This is a genomic window from Flavobacterium pokkalii, assembly GCF_014596575.1.
GTDB classification, from domain to species: domain Bacteria; phylum Bacteroidota; class Bacteroidia; order Flavobacteriales; family Flavobacteriaceae; genus Flavobacterium; species Flavobacterium pokkalii.
In genome coordinates this window covers 163046-180939 of sequence record NZ_NASZ01000004.1, presented here as the reverse complement: position 1 = coordinate 180939, position 17894 = coordinate 163046, and the positions used below count along the sequence as shown (strand labels likewise).

The following is a 17894-nucleotide window of genomic DNA, read 5'->3' as shown; positions in this document are numbered from 1 at the left end:
GATATCAGGCGGGATTTTTTATAAAATCAAAGTTCGATTTCCAATTAAGATTTTTTGTTTTTCCCGTTATTGAATTTTACTTTTTCAACCACTGGAGTTTTAGGTGCAGCTTTTTTAAAGTTGGCTTTTTTCTTGAAAGTTGTTTTTGCAGCTTTTGGTTCATTAGAAACCGTCGTTTTCTTTGCAGGGATTTCGGCTTTATGTTTGGTTAAAACGTCTTTTGGGTTTTTAGGATTTTCTTTTGTTCCTCGCAAATGAATAACTAAACCGTTAAGGAAATTACGCAATACCTGATCGCCGCATTCCAAATAATTGGGATGTTTGGAATCACGAAAAAATGCGCCTAATTCGGATTTAGAAATTCTGAAATCGACCAATTCTAAAATTTCTACAATTTGGTCGTCACGAAGCATTAAGGCAACGCGTAATTTTTTGAAAATATCGTTGTTTGTCATTTTAAATTTTTTACAAAGGTACGCTATAAAGTGTTAGCTAATCTATTTCGGATTGATATTCATTTAGAATTTGAATGATTTTATCCAAATCTTTCTTTTCGTGATTGGCTGTAATAATAATCCGGTTCAAATAATCGGTTTCGGATGTGTATTTGAAATTGGTAATAATTATTTTTTTGGAAGCCAAAATAGTATTGATGTTTGCTATTTCAGGATAGATTACCGGATAATTTTCATCAAAAAGAATGTTTGGGTTTGCCAAAAGATTAGTTTTTAAGTAAGCCAGATTTCTTTTTAGTTTTTTAATTTGTTTTTGGTATAGCTTTTCCGAATCAGCCAGTGTGCTTACAAATGCCGGGTTCATTCCGGCGCTGGAAACAAAAATAGCATTGGATTTTATTGTACTGATAAAATCAGAATCGCTGGCTATTACACCGCCAGATAATCCCATCGCTTTTCCTAGTGACGAAACTAAAACTTTACGTTTGATTTTGGGGTGCTTTATCGAGGCATAAACTCCGCTGCCATTTTCGCCTAAAATTCCTAACGAATGCGATTCGTCAAGCACCAAAGTAATTTCTTTGCAATTTTCAATTTGATCTAAAAAAGAAAGTGAGACTGGTTTTACGGTGTTAGAAGGAACAGCATCGGTAAGAATGCAAATTTTTTCTGTTTTATTATCCAGTAATTTTGGATTTAGAATTCCATTGGTAAAAAGCGGAAGACTGTTTGAATTGCTGATAGCGACATGGTTGTTTGAAAAATGATAAAAAACATCTGTATCCGATATTAAACTGTCTAAAACAATTTGCCCGGCTAACATTCCGGAAGAAACAGTAAGCGCAGCTTCAGCCTGGATAAATTGCGCTAAAAAAGTTTCACCTTTTTCGTAAGCGGTGAGTTTGATATTGGCATTTCGGGAACTTCCGTAAGCGGTGCCCCAACGCTCAATGTTTTTATAAAGTATTTTTTTGAATTTTTTATTTGGCGGTAAGCCCAGATAAGCTGTCCCGCCAAAGTATAAATTTTTTTCGTTATCGACTTTGATCAATCGATCGGGAAATTTGTCAACTTTCATTAATAATTATTTTAAAACAACACCGGTGCCGTTTATTTCAGAATAGCCAATTTTTCCATTCTCAATTTGGACTCCACTGGCAATATCTTCCGAAAGTAATAAGGCGCCATCCATATCCACATAGTCTAATTGCGGAATTAAATGAGCAATGGCCGAGATTCCAACTGATGATTCGGTCATACAACCCACCATCGTTTTTAATCCCAGTTTTTTTGCTTGTTGAATCATTCTTCGGGCAGGGGTGAGTCCGCCACATTTTACCAGTTTAATATTTATTCCGTGAAAATGATTGAAGCATTTGGCTACATCGTTTTCTACAATACAACTTTCGTCAGCTATAACTGGTAAAACCGAATGTTTAAAAATAATTTCGTGTCCTTTCCAATCGTCTGCTTTTAAGGGCTGTTCTAAAAATTCTACGCCCAGTTTTTTTAATTCCACGGCATTGTTTAGTGTTTCTTCAATTTCCCATCCGCAATTGGCATCAATTCTAAAAATGGCATCGGTATGTTCTCTCAAAGCTTTTACGATGGCAATATCTTCTTTGGTGCCCAATTTTATTTTGTAAATAGGCCAGGGAAGTTCTTTCATTTTAGCCACCATTTTGTCGATGGTATCGATTCCAATGGTGTAATTGGTCAAAGGATTTCTTTCGATGTTATAATCCCAGAGTTCATGTAGTTTTTTACCTTTTTTTCGGGCATATAAATCCGTGAAAGCCATATCCAGTGCACAAAGTGCAAACATGTCATGTTTTAAATGCGGATGCATTTTTGCCCAAAAATCTTCGGGAGTTTCATCAACAGAAGACTCAATAAGCGTTCGTACGGCTTCTAAATCCTGTTTCATCATGGGGACACTAATGTGGTAATAAGGATTTGAAGTTGCCTCACCATATCCGGAGAATCCGCCACTTTTTAATTGTACAATTAAAGAAGGCTGAATATCGATTGATTCTCTAGAGATTGTAAAAGTGTGCTTTAATTGTAGCTCGTATTCTCTAATAATCAATTCCATAATTGTCTGGTTTTATGATAAAATTAAGCTATAAAAATGAATATTATTTAGTGAAGATGAAGAATTTTGATTTTCGGAATTTTTTAATCTCATTTTGCATAAATAATAAAAAACAATAGTGATAAAAGTGTTTTCTGTAAAAAGTGAATTTTGCAACTACGTATTTTGGGTGTAAAAAATTAAAATCTTGTGATTTTTTTGTCTTTTTTGCCTTTTTTATGTTGGAAAAAAAATGTGATTTTTTAATTAAATTGTTTGATTGTGGATATTTCTTTGGGTTTTTAGCATAAAAAATGATATTTTAGCTAAAATTATTTACGATATGGACACTTGTGAAGAAAAAAAGAAATTGCTTTTAGAAATGATTGCTTATGCAACCGTTGACGGACAATTGAATAAAAAAGGGTATGATTTTTTATTCTTAATTGCTAACGAATTACATTTCGAGAAAGGAGGTTTTATCGATTTATTAAGTCAGGAATTACCTCCGATGCCGGAGAACATCAAATTAGGGCGTATCAAGCAATTTTACAGGTTAATTCTCTTTTTTCAGAACGATGGTGTGTTGTACAAGCAGGATCCGGAGCTGATAGGTCATATCGCTATCAGTATGGGATTAGATCTTGATGCGACTAAGGTGCTGTTGAAAAAAATTAAAAATGCTCCTAATTCAACTATTTCTGATGAAATGCTATGGAGTATTTTTCAAAATGATTTAGACTATTAAGCCAATTGTTCCTGTAATTTTTTTATTTCGTCACGTAATTTTGCGGCTTGCATAAAGTCGAGTTCTTTTGCGGCTTTTTCCATAGATTTTCGCTTTTCGCGAATGCGTTTCTCTATTTCATTTTTAGATAAGTATTCATTTGTTTCTTCCGCGGCCTTATTGAAAGTATGTCCTAATTCGTATTCAACCAAAGGATTTTTGGTAAATACATTGTCAATCTTTTTGTTTAATGCCTGAGGAACAATATTGTTGGCGGTGTTAAAATTAATCTGTTTGGTTCTGCGATAATTGGTCTCGTCAATCGTTTTTTGCATGCTATCGGTAATTTTATCGGCATACATTATAGCTTTTCCGTTCAAATTTCGGGCGGCACGACCAATGGTTTGTGTAAGCGAACGATGCGAACGTAAAAAACCTTCTTTGTCAGCATCCAGAATGGCAACCAGCGAAACTTCAGGCAAATCCAAACCTTCACGTAGTAAGTTTACCCCAATCAAGACATCAAAAAGACCTTTTCGAAGATCCTGCATGATTTCAATACGTTCCAAAGTGTCTACATCCGAATGAATGTAACGGCAACGAATACTTACTTTTGCTAAATATTTGGCAAGTTCTTCCGCCATTCTTTTAGTAAGGGTTGTAACCAAAACGCGTTCGTCCAATTCGCAACGTTGTTGAATTTCTTCAATCAAATCATCAATTTGATTCAAACTCGGACGAATTTCGATAACAGGGTCAATTAATCCGGTTGGTCGGATAATTTGTTCCACATAAATTCCTTCGCATTTTTTTAATTCATAATCTGCCGGAGTAGCTGAAACGTAAATCACCTGATTTTGCATGGCTTCAAATTCCTCAAATTTCAGCGGTCGGTTGTCCATAGCGGCGGGTAGTCTAAAGCCGTATTCTACCAAATTTTCTTTTCGGCTTCTATCTCCGCCATACATGGCATGGACTTGAGATAGGGTTACGTGACTTTCGTCAACTACCATCAAATAATCTTTTGGGAAATAATCTAATAAACAGAAAGGTCGTGTTCCTGCTTCGCGACCATCCAAATAACGAGAATAGTTTTCAATTCCGGAACAATAGCCTAATTCCCGGATCATTTCCAAGTCGAAATTGGTGCGTTCTTCCAGTCTTTTGGCTTCTAAATGTTTGCCAATTTCTTTGAAATAATCCACTTGTTTGACTAAATCCTGCTGGATTTGCCAAATCGCATTTTGTAAAATATCCGGAGAAGTCACAAACATATTGGCAGGGTAAATAGTGAGTTTGTCAAATCGCTCAATTACTTTGGAAGTTTGAATATCAAAACTTTCGATTTCTTCAATTTCGTCCCCAAAAAAGTGAATGCGATACGCATCATCGGCATAACTAGGGAAAACTTCTACGGTGTCGCCTTTGATTCTGAAATTACCCGGATTGAAATCAGCTTCGGTTCTCGAATACAAACTTTGCACTAAAGAATGTAACAGCTTCGTTCTGGAAATCTCCTGATCTCTTTCAATGGCAATAACATTCTTTTGAAATTCCACCGGATTTCCAATACCGTACAAACAGGAAACCGAAGCCACTACGATGATATCTCTTCGTCCTGAAAGCAGGGAAGAGGTGGTGCTCAAACGCATTTTTTCCAGCTCATCGTTGATAGATAAGTCTTTTTCTATATAAACACCAGTAACCGGAATAAAAGCTTCCGGCTGGTAATAATCGTAGTAAGAAACGAAATATTCCACCGCATTATTGGGGAAAAACTGTTTGAATTCCGAATACAATTGCGCTGCTAAGGTTTTATTGTGTGCTAAAACAAGGGTTGGTCGTTGTACTTCCTGGATTACATTGGCTACTGTAAATGTTTTCCCGGATCCTGTAACCCCTAACAGTGTTTGGAATTGATCACCATCAATAATACCTTGTGCTAGTTTTTCAATAGCCTGAGGCTGGTCGCCCATAGGCTTGTAATCCGATACGACTTGGAATTTCATTTGTTTTTGTTGCAAAGTTTAGACTTGCAAAGGTACAAAAGCTTTTTTTGAAGTAGCTCAAAATTTGGAAATGCAAATAGTATTTGTTTTTGAGATTATTTCAACCAATTCCAACGTTTTGCCCAATCTTCCAGAATGTCTTTTCTCCATTTAGAGATGGTTTTACCACCCTGGATTTTTCCATCGTATAATTCCGGATTTGATTTGTCGCTGTACCAATTATTACCCAAAGGATAATCGGTGGAGTGTTTTGTTCCCGGCCATAAATTGGTCACGACAATACTTCCTTTTAAACCGTTAATTTCAGGAATTTCAGAGGTGAAAATGTAATTCAAATTTTCGGCTTTTTTGGGAATATATCTGATGGCATACTCTCCATTATCTAAATAATAGCCCGGCCATTTTTGCGTGGTATTTCCGTATGGTATTTCCATTTGGAAGCAAACATCATCCGAAGTAAAATTTGATTTTGGACCTTTTAAATGCATTTCGATAATGGAACAAAAAGCAACGCTGTCTTTAACACTAGTGGTTTGATTGTAAATTAATCGGGGACTGTGATTTATTTTTTCAAAACTTCCGCCCCAGCTGTCTCTTTCCGGATTGTCTGGATTGCCATCCATCAAATAAAAAAGAGAAGGGGAATCACCCATTTTAATTTCACCGTTGTAATATTTTTTGAAATCTAAACCCAAATTTCCCGCTCCTTTGATAACAGTGTCATAATAATTTGAATTGTTTACCTGATCAATTTCAGTATTGTTGGAGAAAAAACCGTAATAGCTTGAATTGACTTCAATGAAAAACAAATTTGGGAAATTTTCAGCGATATAAGCATAACTGTTGGCGCTCCATTTTTTATTTGGGCCGCCTATCCAATATATTTTTATTTTATCCTGAATTTCTGGTGCGTCATGCAAGGCTTGCGCAATATCTTCCAATCCGCCCCAACCCAAAACCCAAAGAGGTTGACTGCTTTTTTTCTTTGCGCATTTTATTATCCATTCCGAACCTTCGGTAGGAGCAATATATCCTTGAAACGGAGCATTGCCTTTGCGTCCTTGTTTGCAAATTGAACGCAAAAATTTTGGCTTAGCCAGTTTCTTATTGTGTTTTCTTAGTTTGGGTAAATCTTTTTCGTAAAGATCAATCATTCTGAGAATTTCTTCTTTGTTACCAGATCCGTAGGAAGGAGAGGAAACAAGCCCTTCCAGCTGAAACAAATCACTATACATGAGTAAATGTGCCATAGACTGATTGTCATCTGGATCGGTGCCACCAATATCAGTACTAATTAAAACCCGGGGTTTTACAGGTGTTGGATTTTGTGCTGAAATCAGGCTTTGTGTTAAACAAAATAGGGTAATTAAAATTGGATTTCTCATGTTTCTTTTTGTTTTAATCTAATTTTTTAGTCTTATACAGCGATTTTTTATAATTCTGAAAAAGATAGTTCAGCTAAAAGTAAGGCTGTTAAAGATAATTTTTTTAGTTGTAAAAACAAATAAAAACAAATAAAAAGAAAATAAAAGAAAGAAAAAGAAAAATTTAAGAGTTAAAAAACAATCTGTTTTGTTTCAAATTCCCAATTCTGTTGTTGGTTTTCGGTAAGGAAAGACCAGGCTAGAATACGGCTGGTTTTTTGTCCCTGCGCCATGTCAATAGTACGAATTTGAGCGGCGTTGACTTTGTTTAGGGTTTTGAATAAACTTTTTAGATGGGATTGTTTAGAAACTAAAGTGGTAAACCATAAACATTGTAACGGATAACGGGCACTTTCGAAAATCATTTGGGTAATAAAAGCCAGTTCGCCGCCTTCGCACCAGAGTTCATTGTTTTGACCGCCAAAGTTTAAAACTGCTTTTGTTTGTTTTTGACCTTTTAAATTACTCACTTTTCGCAGACTTCCCTTAGCGGCTTCTTCTGCTGATTTATGAAAAGGAGGATTGCAAATGGTGAAAGCAAAATGGTCTTCGGGTGTGATGATATTTTTGAAAATGTATCGGGACTCTATTTGCTGTTGTAAACTGATAGCATCCATCAATTTTGGATTGGCTTCAATAATTTTGGTGCAATTTTCAAGTGATATTTCATCAATGTCAGTACACACAAAACTCCAGTCGTAAACCGAATTTCCGATGATGGGATAAATACAGTTGGCTCCGGTTCCAATGTCCAGACCTTCAATTTCTATTCCCATTGGAATATTACCGTTATTACTTTCGGCTAATAAATCGGCGATGTAATGGATATAATCGGCTCTTCCGGGAATGGGTGGACAAAGGTAATTTTTAGGAATATCCCAGTTTTGAATATCGTAATATGTAGTTAATAATGCCTTATTTAAAATTTTTACAGCCTGCGGATTACTAAAATCAATCGTTTGGTTGCCAAATTCGTTAATGAAAACAAAAGATTTTAACTCAGGACATTTTTCGATTAGCAATTTAAAATCATAGCGGGAACGATGAAGATTTCGTGAATGTAAGTTTGATTTTTCCGTAACTACTGTCATTCCTAGGAGTTTAAATTTGCTGCAAAGGTACGAATTTCAAATTTGGTAAAAGTTATCTAATTGTAACTAAAAGTGAGTTTTTAGATTGATTTATAAAGAAAAAGCACATTACGAACGTGCTTTTTCTTTATTTTTTTAAATTGAGTTACAAATTCATTCCTCCTGAAACTTCTATACGCTGGGCATTCACCCATTTCGCATCATCCGTACATAAAAATGCAACAACAGTTCCAATATCATTTGCTTGTCCTACACGACCTAAAGCCGTAACTGAAGCGACGTATTTATTCAATTGTTCATTATCTCTTACGGCGCCACCACCAAAGTCCGTTTCTATTGCTCCTGGAGCAACTACATTTACTCTTATTTGATGCGAACCCAGTTCTTTTGCCTGATATTTTGTTAAAGTTTCTATAGCACCTTTCATTGCCGAATAAGCACTATAACCCGGAAGGCTAAAACGAGCTAAACCAGTTGAAATATTTACAATTCCGCCACCGTTATTGATAATTGGAACCAATTTTTGTGTTAGAAAAAAGACTCCTTTGAAATGAACGTTCATCAAATCGTCAAAATTTTCTTCGGTGGTTTCTAAAAAAGAAGTATGGATTCCAAAACCGGCATTGTTGACTAAAAAATCAATTTTGTCAGAACTGAATTTTGTGCTTAGTTCTTGATCTAAATTTTGGATAAAAGAATCAAAACTTTTTACTTCGGCAGTATTGAGTTGTAGTGCAAGAGCTTTTTGGCCTAAGTTTTCAATTTCAGAGACTACACTTTCAGCCTCTTCTTTTTTGCTTTTATAAGTTAGTACAACGTTCAGTCCTTTTTTGGCAAGACTTAATGCCATATCTTTTCCTAATCCGCGGCTTCCACCGGTTACTAATGCAATTTTGTTTTCGCTCATTGTTACAATTGTTTCGTTTAAATACTACTACAAAAGTAAAACGGCGTTACTTATTGATTATGGTGATACACACAGTTTTAATGGTGATACACACAGATTATGATAATTAATTTACGAATTAGATAAACGTTGTTGTTTTAAGAATTCGTCCCGATAATGCTTTGGAGTGCAATGCGCAAATTTTTTGAAAAACTTCGTAAAGTTAGACGGATCGTAAGTTAGTAATTCAGCAGTAGCTGCAATTGACATTTTATTTTCTTCGAGCATTCCTTTGGCAAGAGCCAAAATTTTATTTTCGAAATAATAACAAGCAGAATTTCCGGTTGTTTCTTTTATAGTATTGCTCAAATAGGTGGGATGCAAATGCAAAATTCCGGCAATATCTTTAATTTCGAGCATTTCCATAGTTCGTCCTTCTATAATATCAGCTAAATGTGTGTCCAAAGCATTTAGATAAGCTGTAGTTATTTCGTGCTGACGTTCTAATGGCGCTTTTTGAGTTTCCATATTTTAAAAATTAATCCATGCATTCCATTAATAATAAATCGCCTTGCTGATGCTCGATGATAACCATTCCGTCCTGAACAACATGATTGCTGCTTCCGGTACGATAACCGATTGTCAGGCTGTCATTTTGTAACGGATAAAAAAGATTTTCGGAATGAATTCCCGTAACATGCCCAATCGGAATCAGGGAAATTGGAGTGTTAGCGGTGTACCATTTTTCAAATTTTCTGGGCAATAAAAAAACTTTAGAATGATCGTCGAGAATGACAATTTTTAGTTTGTCCCGATACCGAACGATATTCGTTAAATTGGTAATTGTATGATCGGCTCTTTTTCCGGTGGCCCAAACAACATTGACTGCCGAAAAATTTCTTTCGCACAAATAATCAAAAGCTTTTTCTAAATCGGTTTTATCCTGATCCGGTGTGTGAACAATTTCCAGTGGATATTGTTTTTCTTTGTAATAATTGGCATCAAAACCACGGTCGAAATCCCCTAATAAAACATCGATTTTAATGTCTAATTCCAAAACACGTTCAATAGCTGAATCCAGTACAATTACAAAAGGAGACCATTCGAGTAACTGACCTAATAATTCAGGGGTGCAGGCAGCGCCATTGGCAATAATTAAAGCAGGTTCCTGATCGTCGCGAACAATATGATGTGATGACAAAAGAATTACAATTTTAAATTAGAGAATTTTGCTAACAAAGATAGCTAATAGTTTTTTGTTTTTTTTAGCCACAGATTATACGGGTTTTTAGGATTGTTTCTTTGTGAACTTTGCGGGTTACAATAAATTATTGAATCACGTAACGACGCATGTCTGTTTCGCCCAGGGCAAAATAGCCCAAAGCATAATTCTGCGGATTTGTGATGTTTTTGATATTTCCTCTTACGGTTGCAGGTGGAGTTTGGAACGGACCTCCGGAATTAGATCCGGTATTGTCAATTAAAATGTTCATGTAATTGTAATATTGTTGAGAAATTCCCATGTGCATTAATTCTACCACATCTCCGGCTTTTAAATCGTCATTGCTTGAATTACTAAAGAATTCGTTTCCCTGAAAAAATCGGTCATCATCAATGCTGTAACTTATTGTGGCTTCGTTAGTATATTGGTAGCGGTACAGGTAGAAATTATCTTCGTTAGCAGGATCGTTATAGTACGCTTTTACCTCGATATCTTTTCCGGTAAAACCACCTTCATTATTTTGCTCCACTCTGGTTATTGGTGCCAATGATTGAAAAACTTCTGTGGCAACGTAGGTTTCATCGTTGTAAATAATAGTAAGAGTGTAAGTCTCTCCAATTTTAGGAACAAATTCCGTGCAGGCATATTCGCCGGAATTCGGAATTTCTTCGAAATTAAAAATGGTGTTTTCGCTGTTCGTAATCTTGACATTTGCTCCGGTGACAATAGGAATTTCAGTATCGTAATAGCCGGTTGTGGTAGTTAATTTTATTTTTTGTGCATTGCCACTACTTTCTTTTATCCAATAAATAGAAGCTTCGACAACGAGTCGGGGAGCGGCTGTGTTTAATTTTAAATCAACCACTTCTTCACAACTGGAGCATAAACCGATAAGAAGAATTATAAAAGGGAAAAATATCTTTTTCATAGTATTAAAATTTAAAATTATAACTCACCGCAGGAACAATCCCAAAAATGGATGTTTTTACAGCTTCATTGGCTGCTGTATCGGTATTTTGTCTAAAATTCATCGAAGCGGCATTTTGCCTGTTGTACAAATTGTAAATGCTAAAAACCCATTCGCCTTTCCAGTTTCTATCTTTGTTTTTAGTAGGCGTGAGAGTTGCAGAAACATCTAAATGATGATAAAGAGGCAAACGGTTTCTGTTACGCAAACCGTAATTGGGAACATCAACCCCCAAATAATTGTATTTTCCATCAGGATAGGTGACCGGTTGTCCGGATTGCAGGATAAAATTAGCTCCAAAATCCCATTTTTCATTCAGTTTGTAAGCTGAGGTAATGGCCAGATTATGGGTTTTATCATAAGCGGAATTGTACCATTTTCCGTAATTAATTCCGATTTCTTCGGGAGTTCTGCCCGGAGTTTGTTGTTCCGATTTGGATAAGGTATAAGAAATCCAACCGTTTAAGCGACCTTCGTTTTTCTTGAACATCATTTCAAGTCCGTAAGAGCGCATTCTTCCATTTAAAACCACCTGTTCGATGGCTTCATTGGCAATCAATTCGGCACCATCAATATAATCCATGCGATTCTGGATTTTTTTGTAAAAACTTTCAATTTCAATCGAATAATCGCCGTTGCGAATGTTTTTGAAATAACCAACGGCAATTTGGTCAGCAATTTGGGGTTTGATGTAGGTGTCACTTGGCATCCAAACGTCTAAAGGAGTTGGAGAGGAGGTGTTGGAAACCAATTGTAAATACTGTATCATTCGGTTGTAACTGGCTTTTACGGCTTGATCCTCGTTAAGTTGGTAAGAAACAGCAAAACGTGGTTCGAAGTTGTTGAAGCTTTTTATAGTTTTGTTTTTACCATAATATTTTGTTCCAATGGGAGTTGCTTTTTCATAAATCTGGAAGTCCGAATTGAAAACAACCGGATTGTTATTTTCGTATAAATTAATGGTCGAATTTCCTAAACGGTAGAATAAACTGTATCGCAAACCATAAGCAACAGTGAATTTTTTACTGATTTTGTTTTCGGCTTCTATATAAGCAGCCGGTTCAAAAGCGTATTTTCGGTCCAATTGATCCGGATTTATTCCGGAATCTTCGGAAGAAGGGACGATGGTTCCGGGATTGAAATTGTAATAAATTCCATTGAAACCATAATTTAATTTGAAATTATCGGAAATATAATTTTTAAAATCGTATTTGATATTGTAATTTTTAATGCCTGATTCCCAATTAAAACCTATAAAATCCAAATCCAACCCGTAATAATAATCGCTGTAAATCAATGACAAATTCGAAAATAATTTATCTGAAAAAAGATGATTCCAACGTAAATTGAGCGTTGTGTTTCCGTAAGTATTGCTGAAACTTTTGTCTATGGCAAAAACATCGCGACCAAAATATCCCGATAAATAAAGACTGTTGTTGTCGTTGATTTTATAACTCAATTTGGTATTCAAATCATAAAAATAGGCAGAGTTATTTTTTTGTTCTTCAGAAAGTTTTAGGAACAAATGTGCATAAGAAGCCCGGCCACCAATTAAAAACGAAGCTTTGTCTTTTACAATCGGACCTTCGGCAAGCAATCGGCTGGAAATTAAACCGATGCCACCATTTACGTGAAAATCATTGCTGTTTCCGTCTTTTTGATAAATATCTAAAACCGAAGAAGCCCGTCCTCCAAAACGAGCCGGAATTCCGCCTTTGTATAATTTTAAATCTTTGATAGCATCAGGGTTAAAAACCGAGAAAAATCCAAAAACGTGTGAAGAGTTATAAATAGTAGCTTCGTCTAAAAGAATCAGATTTTGGTCGGCTCCACCACCGCGGACATTAAATCCGGATGCGCCTTCGCCGGCATTAGTAACTCCCGGTAACAGTAAAATGGATTTGATTACATCGACTTCGCCTAAAACAACCGGCATTTTTTTGATGGAAGCAATCGAAAGTTTGTTGACACTCATTTCGGGCGTTCGGGTATTGCTGCGCCCGGAATTATCTTTGATAACTACTTCGTTCAACATTTCGCCATTTTCTTTAAGCTCCCAATTCATTTTGGTGCTTTGGTTAATCGAAACATTTTTTTCGATATTTTGATAACCAATATAACTGATGACTATTTTCTGATTTCCTTTAGGGATACTTATCGAATAAAAACCGTATTCGTTAGTGGTGGTTCCGGTTTTTAATTCCGGAAAATAGACGTTGACACCAATCAAGGTTTCGTTGTTTTTACCATCAGTAATGATACCGCTTAATGTGATTTTTTGCTGTGCAAAAGCAGAAAAACTGACCAGTAATATGGTTAAAAGAAGATTTATTTTTTTTAGAATCATTTTGAGTTTTTTGTAGTACAAATGTCTGTTATTTGTAAGGTAAAACCAATTGAACAATTGTTAATTTAAAGTGATTTTTTTAAGTTTCCGAAACGCTAATAACAGTATCGGTGTCTTGTTCCGGATTTTTCTTCAAATGTTGGTTTACACGACTGAGCAGAATAATGGAAATAAAAGAAATTCCGATGATGATATAACCTAAAGTGTTGTAATGTTCCAGCGGACTGAAATTGTCTTTTTGTATCACAATAGTTCCGGCAAAGGCGGCAGCGATTCCTCCTGAAATTTGCTGTAATGAAGAGTTAATACTCATAAAAGCACCTCGGTCTTCTTTCGCAGGAACAGAAGTTACTAAAGCCGTTGAAGGAACCATTCGGCTCATAACTCCCATCATCATAATGACGTTGATTAAAGCAACTAATAAGAAAGGGGTTTCAGAAAGATTGGTATAAATGGCAACCGTAATAATGGTCCAAATGGTAGCCGCAGTGAAAATTTTGAATTTATCAATTTTATCACTTAGTTTTCCAATAACAGGCATAATGATAAGTGTTGATAAACCGGCAATCATAAAAATTAAAGGAAGTTGTTCCTCGGTTATTTTTAAGTTGTTGATGGCAAAAGCACTTCCGAAAGGCATTAGCATAAACCCTCCAAGAGACAGAATTGCCGTTGCGGCAAATCCTATGCGGTATTCTTTTTTGCTAATTGTATGCAAAAGATGTTGTGCGGGTGAATTTTCTTTTTGTATTGCAAGATGTTCGGTTAATGGTTTTAATTTGAGCGCGATTAATACCGCAATTACGACAGCCATTGCTGCGACCCATAGAAAGGGAGCGTGCCAATCCCAGGCAGTTGCGATATAAAGCCCTAAGGGAATTCCGAAAATTTGACTGGCTCCAAAAGCCATTTGAATAAATCCCATAACACGTCCGCGTTGTTGCATCGAAAATAAATCGGTAACAATAGCCATGGAAATCGATCCGATAACACCGCCAAATAATCCGGTAATGATTCTGGCGGCAACCAATAGGGGGTAAGAATTAACGAGTCCGCACAAAATGGTTCCTAATATAAATCCGGTGTAAAAGAAAAGGAGCAATTTTTTTCGGTCAAATTTATCCGCAAAACCGGCTGTCAGCAATCCGGATATTCCGGCGCTAAAGGCGTAAGCCGAAACGACTAATCCAAAATGGGATGGTTTTATTTGCATGCTTTTCATTAAAATATCACCTAATGGAGACATGACCATAAAATCAAGAATTACGGTAAATTGTGTTATTGCCAGAATGAATATGGCAAACTTCTGATAGGAAGTAAAAGGAATCGCTTGGGGATTTTTTTTCATTTTTATTCGCTTAGTTCAGAACATTTGTAATCCTGTTCTGTGATGAGTTTGATTATTTGTTCAGCACTTAGATTTTGACTTTCTATTCGTAAAACGGAATCGATATCTTCCAGATCAATATTCCATTGGTTGATTTCCGGATGTGCATCTAAAATGGGACTTATACTTTTTTTATCCTTTTCCGTTTTGATATTTGTCCCGAAAATTAAAATATTGTTGATTTCATTTTCCATAATCAAGGTTTTAAGGTGTTAGTGCTTTTAAAACCAGTTCAAAAGCTTCGTTAGTGATTTCTTTATTAAGTTTAAATGGCCCTCCTCCAAAGTTCTTTCCATCTCTTTCAAAGCGTAATAAGGAGTATAATGGACCATAGGCTATACTCCAAAAAACCTCTTTAGAGATTGTTGGAATTAATTCTTTACGTTCAACAGCATTTTTAAAGAATTGTCCCATAATGATTTTGAAGTTCTGAAGACTTTCTTCTAAAATTTCTTCTGCATAACTGGAATGCGTTAAAACTTCCCAACAACTTACATCAAGCGGATTTTCCTGAGTATGACGGCTTCTGTTTTCCCATTGTTTGTATAAGCCTTCTTTGAAAGACATTGTAGGTGAGAAGTCTTTTGCCATTTCATCAAAAAAACGTTTTCCTATTTCAATTCCAATTTTTTTGATTAACTCTTCTTTGTCAGAATAATAGATATAAAGCGTAGCAACTGAAATTTTACTTTCTTTTGCCAGTCGGTTCATGCTAAAACCTTCAATCCCTTTTTCAACTAATAGTCTGATTGCATTTAGTTTGACGATTTCTTCTTTGTTTGTATCTCTTGTTCTCATTGTTTTTTGATGTAACGGAGCAAAAGTATTAATTATAAATGAATGTTCGTTTATTTATAAAAAAATATTTTCTGATTTAAAAAGTAAAAAAAAAGACAACCCTTTCGAGTTGTCTTTAATATAGGATTAAGAAAAAATTAAGCTGTTTTTAAAGCAGCAATTTTATCTAAAATAGTATTTAAAGTTGTGCTTGGACGCATAGCTTTACTTACTAATGCAGGATTTGGTTGGTAGTAACCGCCAATTTCCTGAGCTTTGCCTTGAGCACCAATTAATTCAGCGTCAATTTTAGCTTCGTTTTCAGTAAGTTCTTTTGCAATTGGAGCAAAGATAGCTTTTAATTCCGCATCTTTATCCTGAGCAGCTAAAGCCTGAGCCCAGTATAAAGCTAAGTAGAAGTGAGAACCACGGTTGTCAATTTGACCTACTTTTCTAGCCGGAGATTTGTCATTTTGCAAGAAAGCATCATTAGCCTGATCTAAAGTTTCAGATAAAACGATTGCTTTTTCATTGTTTAATGTTTGTCCTAAATGTTCTAATGAAGCACCTAAAGCCAAAAATTCTCCTAAGGAATCCCAACGTAAATAACCTTCAGTGATGAATTGTTCTACGTGTTTAGGAGCAGATCCACCTGCACCCGTTTCAAACAATCCTCCTCCGTTCATTAAAGGAACGATAGAAAGCATTTTTGCAGAAGTTCCAACTTCTAAAATAGGGAATAAGTCAGTTAAGTAGTCACGTAATACGTTTCCTGTTACTGAAATAGTATCTTGTCCTTTGATGATTCTTTCTAAAGTAAATTCAGTTGCAGCGATAGGACTTAAGATACGAATATCTAATCCGGTTGTATCGTGGTCTTTTAAGTATAAGTTTACTTTTTCGATTAATTGTCTGTCGTGTGCTCTGTTTTCGTCTAACCAGAAAACAGCAGGAGTGTTAGATAAACGTGCTCTGTTTACAGCTAGTTTTACCCAGTCTTGGATAGGAGCATCTTTTGCTTGACACATTCTGAAAATATCATTAGCTTCAACAGCTTGTTCCATTAAAACGTTTCCGTTAACATCTACTACACGAACTACTCCGTTAGCAGTCATTTGGAAAGTTTTGTCATGAGAACCGTACTCTTCAGCTTTTTGAGCCATCAAACCTACGTTTGGAACAGATCCCATTGTAGTTGGGTCAAAAGCACCGTGTTTTTTACAAAAATCAATAGTTGCAGTATAAACACCTGCATAACAACGGTCCGGGATAATTGCAATAGTATCTTGTTGTTTTCCTTCTTTGTTCCACATTTGACCAGAAGTGCGAATCATTGCCGGCATAGAAGCGTCAACAATTACGTCTGAAGGAACGTGAAGGTTAGTAATTCCTTTGTCTGAATTTACCATAGCTAAAGCCGGACCATTTGCGATAGCCTGATCGATAGCAGCTTTTACTTCAGCTTCTTGTGCGTTTCCTGCAATTTTAGCATAAACATCACCTAAACCGTTTTTAGTGTTTACACCCAATTCAGCAAATAAAGCAGCGTATTTTTCGAAAACGTTTTTGAAATATACTTCAACGATAGCTCCAAAGATGATTGGGTCAGAAACCTTCATCATAGTAGCTTTTAAGTGAACAGAAAGTAGAACGCCTTGAGCTTTAGCTTCTTCAATTGTTTTAGCAACAAAAGATTTCAAAGCGTTTAAGTGCATTACTGAGCTGTCAATAATTTCACCAGCTTTTAACGGAGTACTTGCTTTAAGAACTTTAGTTGTTCCGTCTTGTCCAACAAATTCGATTTTTACATCAGTTGCTTCAGCTACAGTAACTGATTTTTCGCTTCCGTAGAAATCACCGCTTTCCATAGAAGCAACTGCTGTTTTAGAATCAGCAGACCAGGCTCCCATTGAATGAGGATTTGCTTTTGCATAATTTTTTACTGCTTTAGGAGCTCTACGGTCAGAGTTTCCTTCACGTAAAACCGGGTTTACGGCAGAACCTAATACTTTAGCATATTTAGCTTTGATGGCAGTTTCTGCTTCGTTTTGTGGATCTTCCGGGTAATTAGGTACGTTGTATCCGTGTGCTTGTAATTCGGCAATAGCTCCTTTTAATTGAGGAACTGATGCAGAAACGTTTGGTAATTTAATGATGTTTGCTTCCGGAGCAGTAGCTAATTTTCCTAATTCTGTCAAAGAATCTTTTACTCTTTGTTCTTCTGTTAAAGATTCCGGGAAGTTAGCAAGAATACGGGCAGCAACAGATATATCTTCTGTTTCAATTTCGATTCCGGCAGTTGCGGTAAAAGCTTTAACAATAGGTAAAAACGAATAAGTAGCTAACAAAGGTGCTTCGTCAGTTAATGTGTAAACAATCTTTGAATTTTGTGTCATTTTTTTTGTTTTATAATCGTAATTCTTCGAAGAAGAATGTGAAATGTATTGTTTGCTTTGAATAAAGCGGTGCAAATATATGTAAATCAGACCAAAATATTGTCCCGTTTGTTATAGAATTAAGCGAATTAT

At 35.8% G+C, this 17894-nt stretch carries 16 protein-coding genes; 1 reads left to right on the top strand and 15 read right to left on the bottom strand.

Going from position 1 to position 17894, the window contains the following annotated elements; translation table 11 throughout:
* Positions 1 to 44 precede the first annotated feature (44 nt).
* The 3 genes from B6A10_RS04990 to B6A10_RS04980 are packed head-to-tail and all read right to left on the bottom strand — an operon-like array spanning position 45 to position 2550.
* Positions 45 to 455 (bottom strand): DUF1456 family protein, encoded by a 411-nt coding sequence (locus B6A10_RS04990; RefSeq protein ID WP_188219949.1) that lies wholly within the window; start codon positions 453 to 455, stop codon positions 45 to 47.
* Positions 456 to 492: 37 nt separating this feature from the next.
* The gene (locus B6A10_RS04985) at positions 493 to 1533 is read right to left on the bottom strand and encodes an aminotransferase class I/II-fold pyridoxal phosphate-dependent enzyme (protein WP_188219948.1); all 1041 of its coding nucleotides are present in this window, start codon (positions 1531 to 1533) and stop codon (positions 493 to 495) included.
* 6 nt (positions 1534 to 1539) lie between these two features.
* Positions 1540 to 2550 carry a dipeptide epimerase gene (locus B6A10_RS04980; RefSeq protein ID WP_188219947.1) on the bottom strand — a complete coding sequence of 337 codons (1011 nt, stop codon included), beginning with the start codon at positions 2548 to 2550 and terminating at the stop codon, positions 1540 to 1542.
* A gap of 322 nt (positions 2551 to 2872) precedes the next feature.
* On the opposite strand from B6A10_RS04980, the gene B6A10_RS04975 reads away from it, so the two are divergent.
* The gene (locus tag B6A10_RS04975; protein ID WP_188219946.1) at positions 2873 to 3277 is read left to right on the top strand and encodes an excinuclease ABC subunit B; all 405 of its coding nucleotides are present in this window, start codon (positions 2873 to 2875) and stop codon (positions 3275 to 3277) included.
* On the opposite strand, the gene uvrB is transcribed toward B6A10_RS04975, so the two are convergent.
* From uvrB to B6A10_RS04915, 12 genes are all read right to left on the bottom strand, one after another.
* Entirely contained in the window at positions 3274 to 5265 is a 1992-nt protein-coding gene (gene uvrB, locus B6A10_RS04970) for an excinuclease ABC subunit UvrB (protein WP_188219945.1), read from the bottom strand. The two genes, B6A10_RS04975 and uvrB, sit on opposite strands and share 4 nt — an antisense overlap.
* 95 nt (positions 5266 to 5360) lie before the next feature.
* A complete protein-coding gene (locus B6A10_RS04965) occupies positions 5361 to 6650 on the bottom strand; it encodes a nucleoside hydrolase-like domain-containing protein (RefSeq protein ID WP_188219944.1) in 1290 nt (429 codons plus the stop codon).
* Between the two features lie 170 nt (positions 6651 to 6820).
* The gene (rlmF, locus tag B6A10_RS04960; protein WP_188219943.1) at positions 6821 to 7780 is read right to left on the bottom strand and encodes a 23S rRNA (adenine(1618)-N(6))-methyltransferase RlmF; all 960 of its coding nucleotides are present in this window, start codon (positions 7778 to 7780) and stop codon (positions 6821 to 6823) included.
* 145 nt (positions 7781 to 7925) lie between these two features.
* Positions 7926 to 8687, bottom strand: coding sequence for an SDR family NAD(P)-dependent oxidoreductase (locus tag B6A10_RS04955; protein WP_188219942.1), 762 nt, complete (start codon positions 8685 to 8687; stop codon positions 7926 to 7928).
* 111 nt (positions 8688 to 8798) lie between these two features.
* On the bottom strand, positions 8799 to 9194 hold the full coding sequence (locus B6A10_RS04950) for a helix-turn-helix domain-containing protein (protein ID WP_188219941.1): 396 nt from the start codon (positions 9192 to 9194) through the stop codon (positions 8799 to 8801).
* Between the two features lie 10 nt (positions 9195 to 9204).
* Positions 9205 to 9867, bottom strand: a complete 663-nt coding sequence (locus B6A10_RS04945) for a thiamine diphosphokinase (protein ID WP_188219940.1) — start codon at positions 9865 to 9867, stop codon at positions 9205 to 9207.
* Positions 9868 to 9994: 127 nt separating this feature from the next.
* Positions 9995 to 10816, bottom strand: coding sequence for a DUF4249 domain-containing protein (locus tag B6A10_RS04940; protein WP_188219939.1), 822 nt, complete (start codon positions 10814 to 10816; stop codon positions 9995 to 9997).
* Between the two features lie 4 nt (positions 10817 to 10820).
* Entirely contained in the window at positions 10821 to 13202 is a 2382-nt protein-coding gene (locus B6A10_RS04935; RefSeq protein WP_188219938.1) for a TonB-dependent receptor, read from the bottom strand.
* 79 nt (positions 13203 to 13281) lie between these two features.
* Positions 13282 to 14550 (bottom strand): MFS transporter, encoded by a 1269-nt coding sequence (locus B6A10_RS04930; protein WP_188219937.1) that lies wholly within the window; start codon positions 14548 to 14550, stop codon positions 13282 to 13284.
* A 2-nt stretch (positions 14551 to 14552) separates the two neighbouring features.
* Positions 14553 to 14783 carry a hypothetical protein gene (locus tag B6A10_RS04925; RefSeq protein WP_055093467.1) on the bottom strand — a complete coding sequence of 77 codons (231 nt, stop codon included), beginning with the start codon at positions 14781 to 14783 and terminating at the stop codon, positions 14553 to 14555.
* 10 nt (positions 14784 to 14793) lie between these two features.
* Positions 14794 to 15387, bottom strand: coding sequence for a TetR/AcrR family transcriptional regulator (locus B6A10_RS04920; RefSeq protein ID WP_188219936.1), 594 nt, complete (start codon positions 15385 to 15387; stop codon positions 14794 to 14796).
* A gap of 137 nt (positions 15388 to 15524) precedes the next feature.
* Positions 15525 to 17762 carry an NADP-dependent isocitrate dehydrogenase gene (locus tag B6A10_RS04915; protein ID WP_188219935.1) on the bottom strand — a complete coding sequence of 746 codons (2238 nt, stop codon included), beginning with the start codon at positions 17760 to 17762 and terminating at the stop codon, positions 15525 to 15527.
* Between the last annotated feature and the right edge of the window lie 132 nt (positions 17763 to 17894).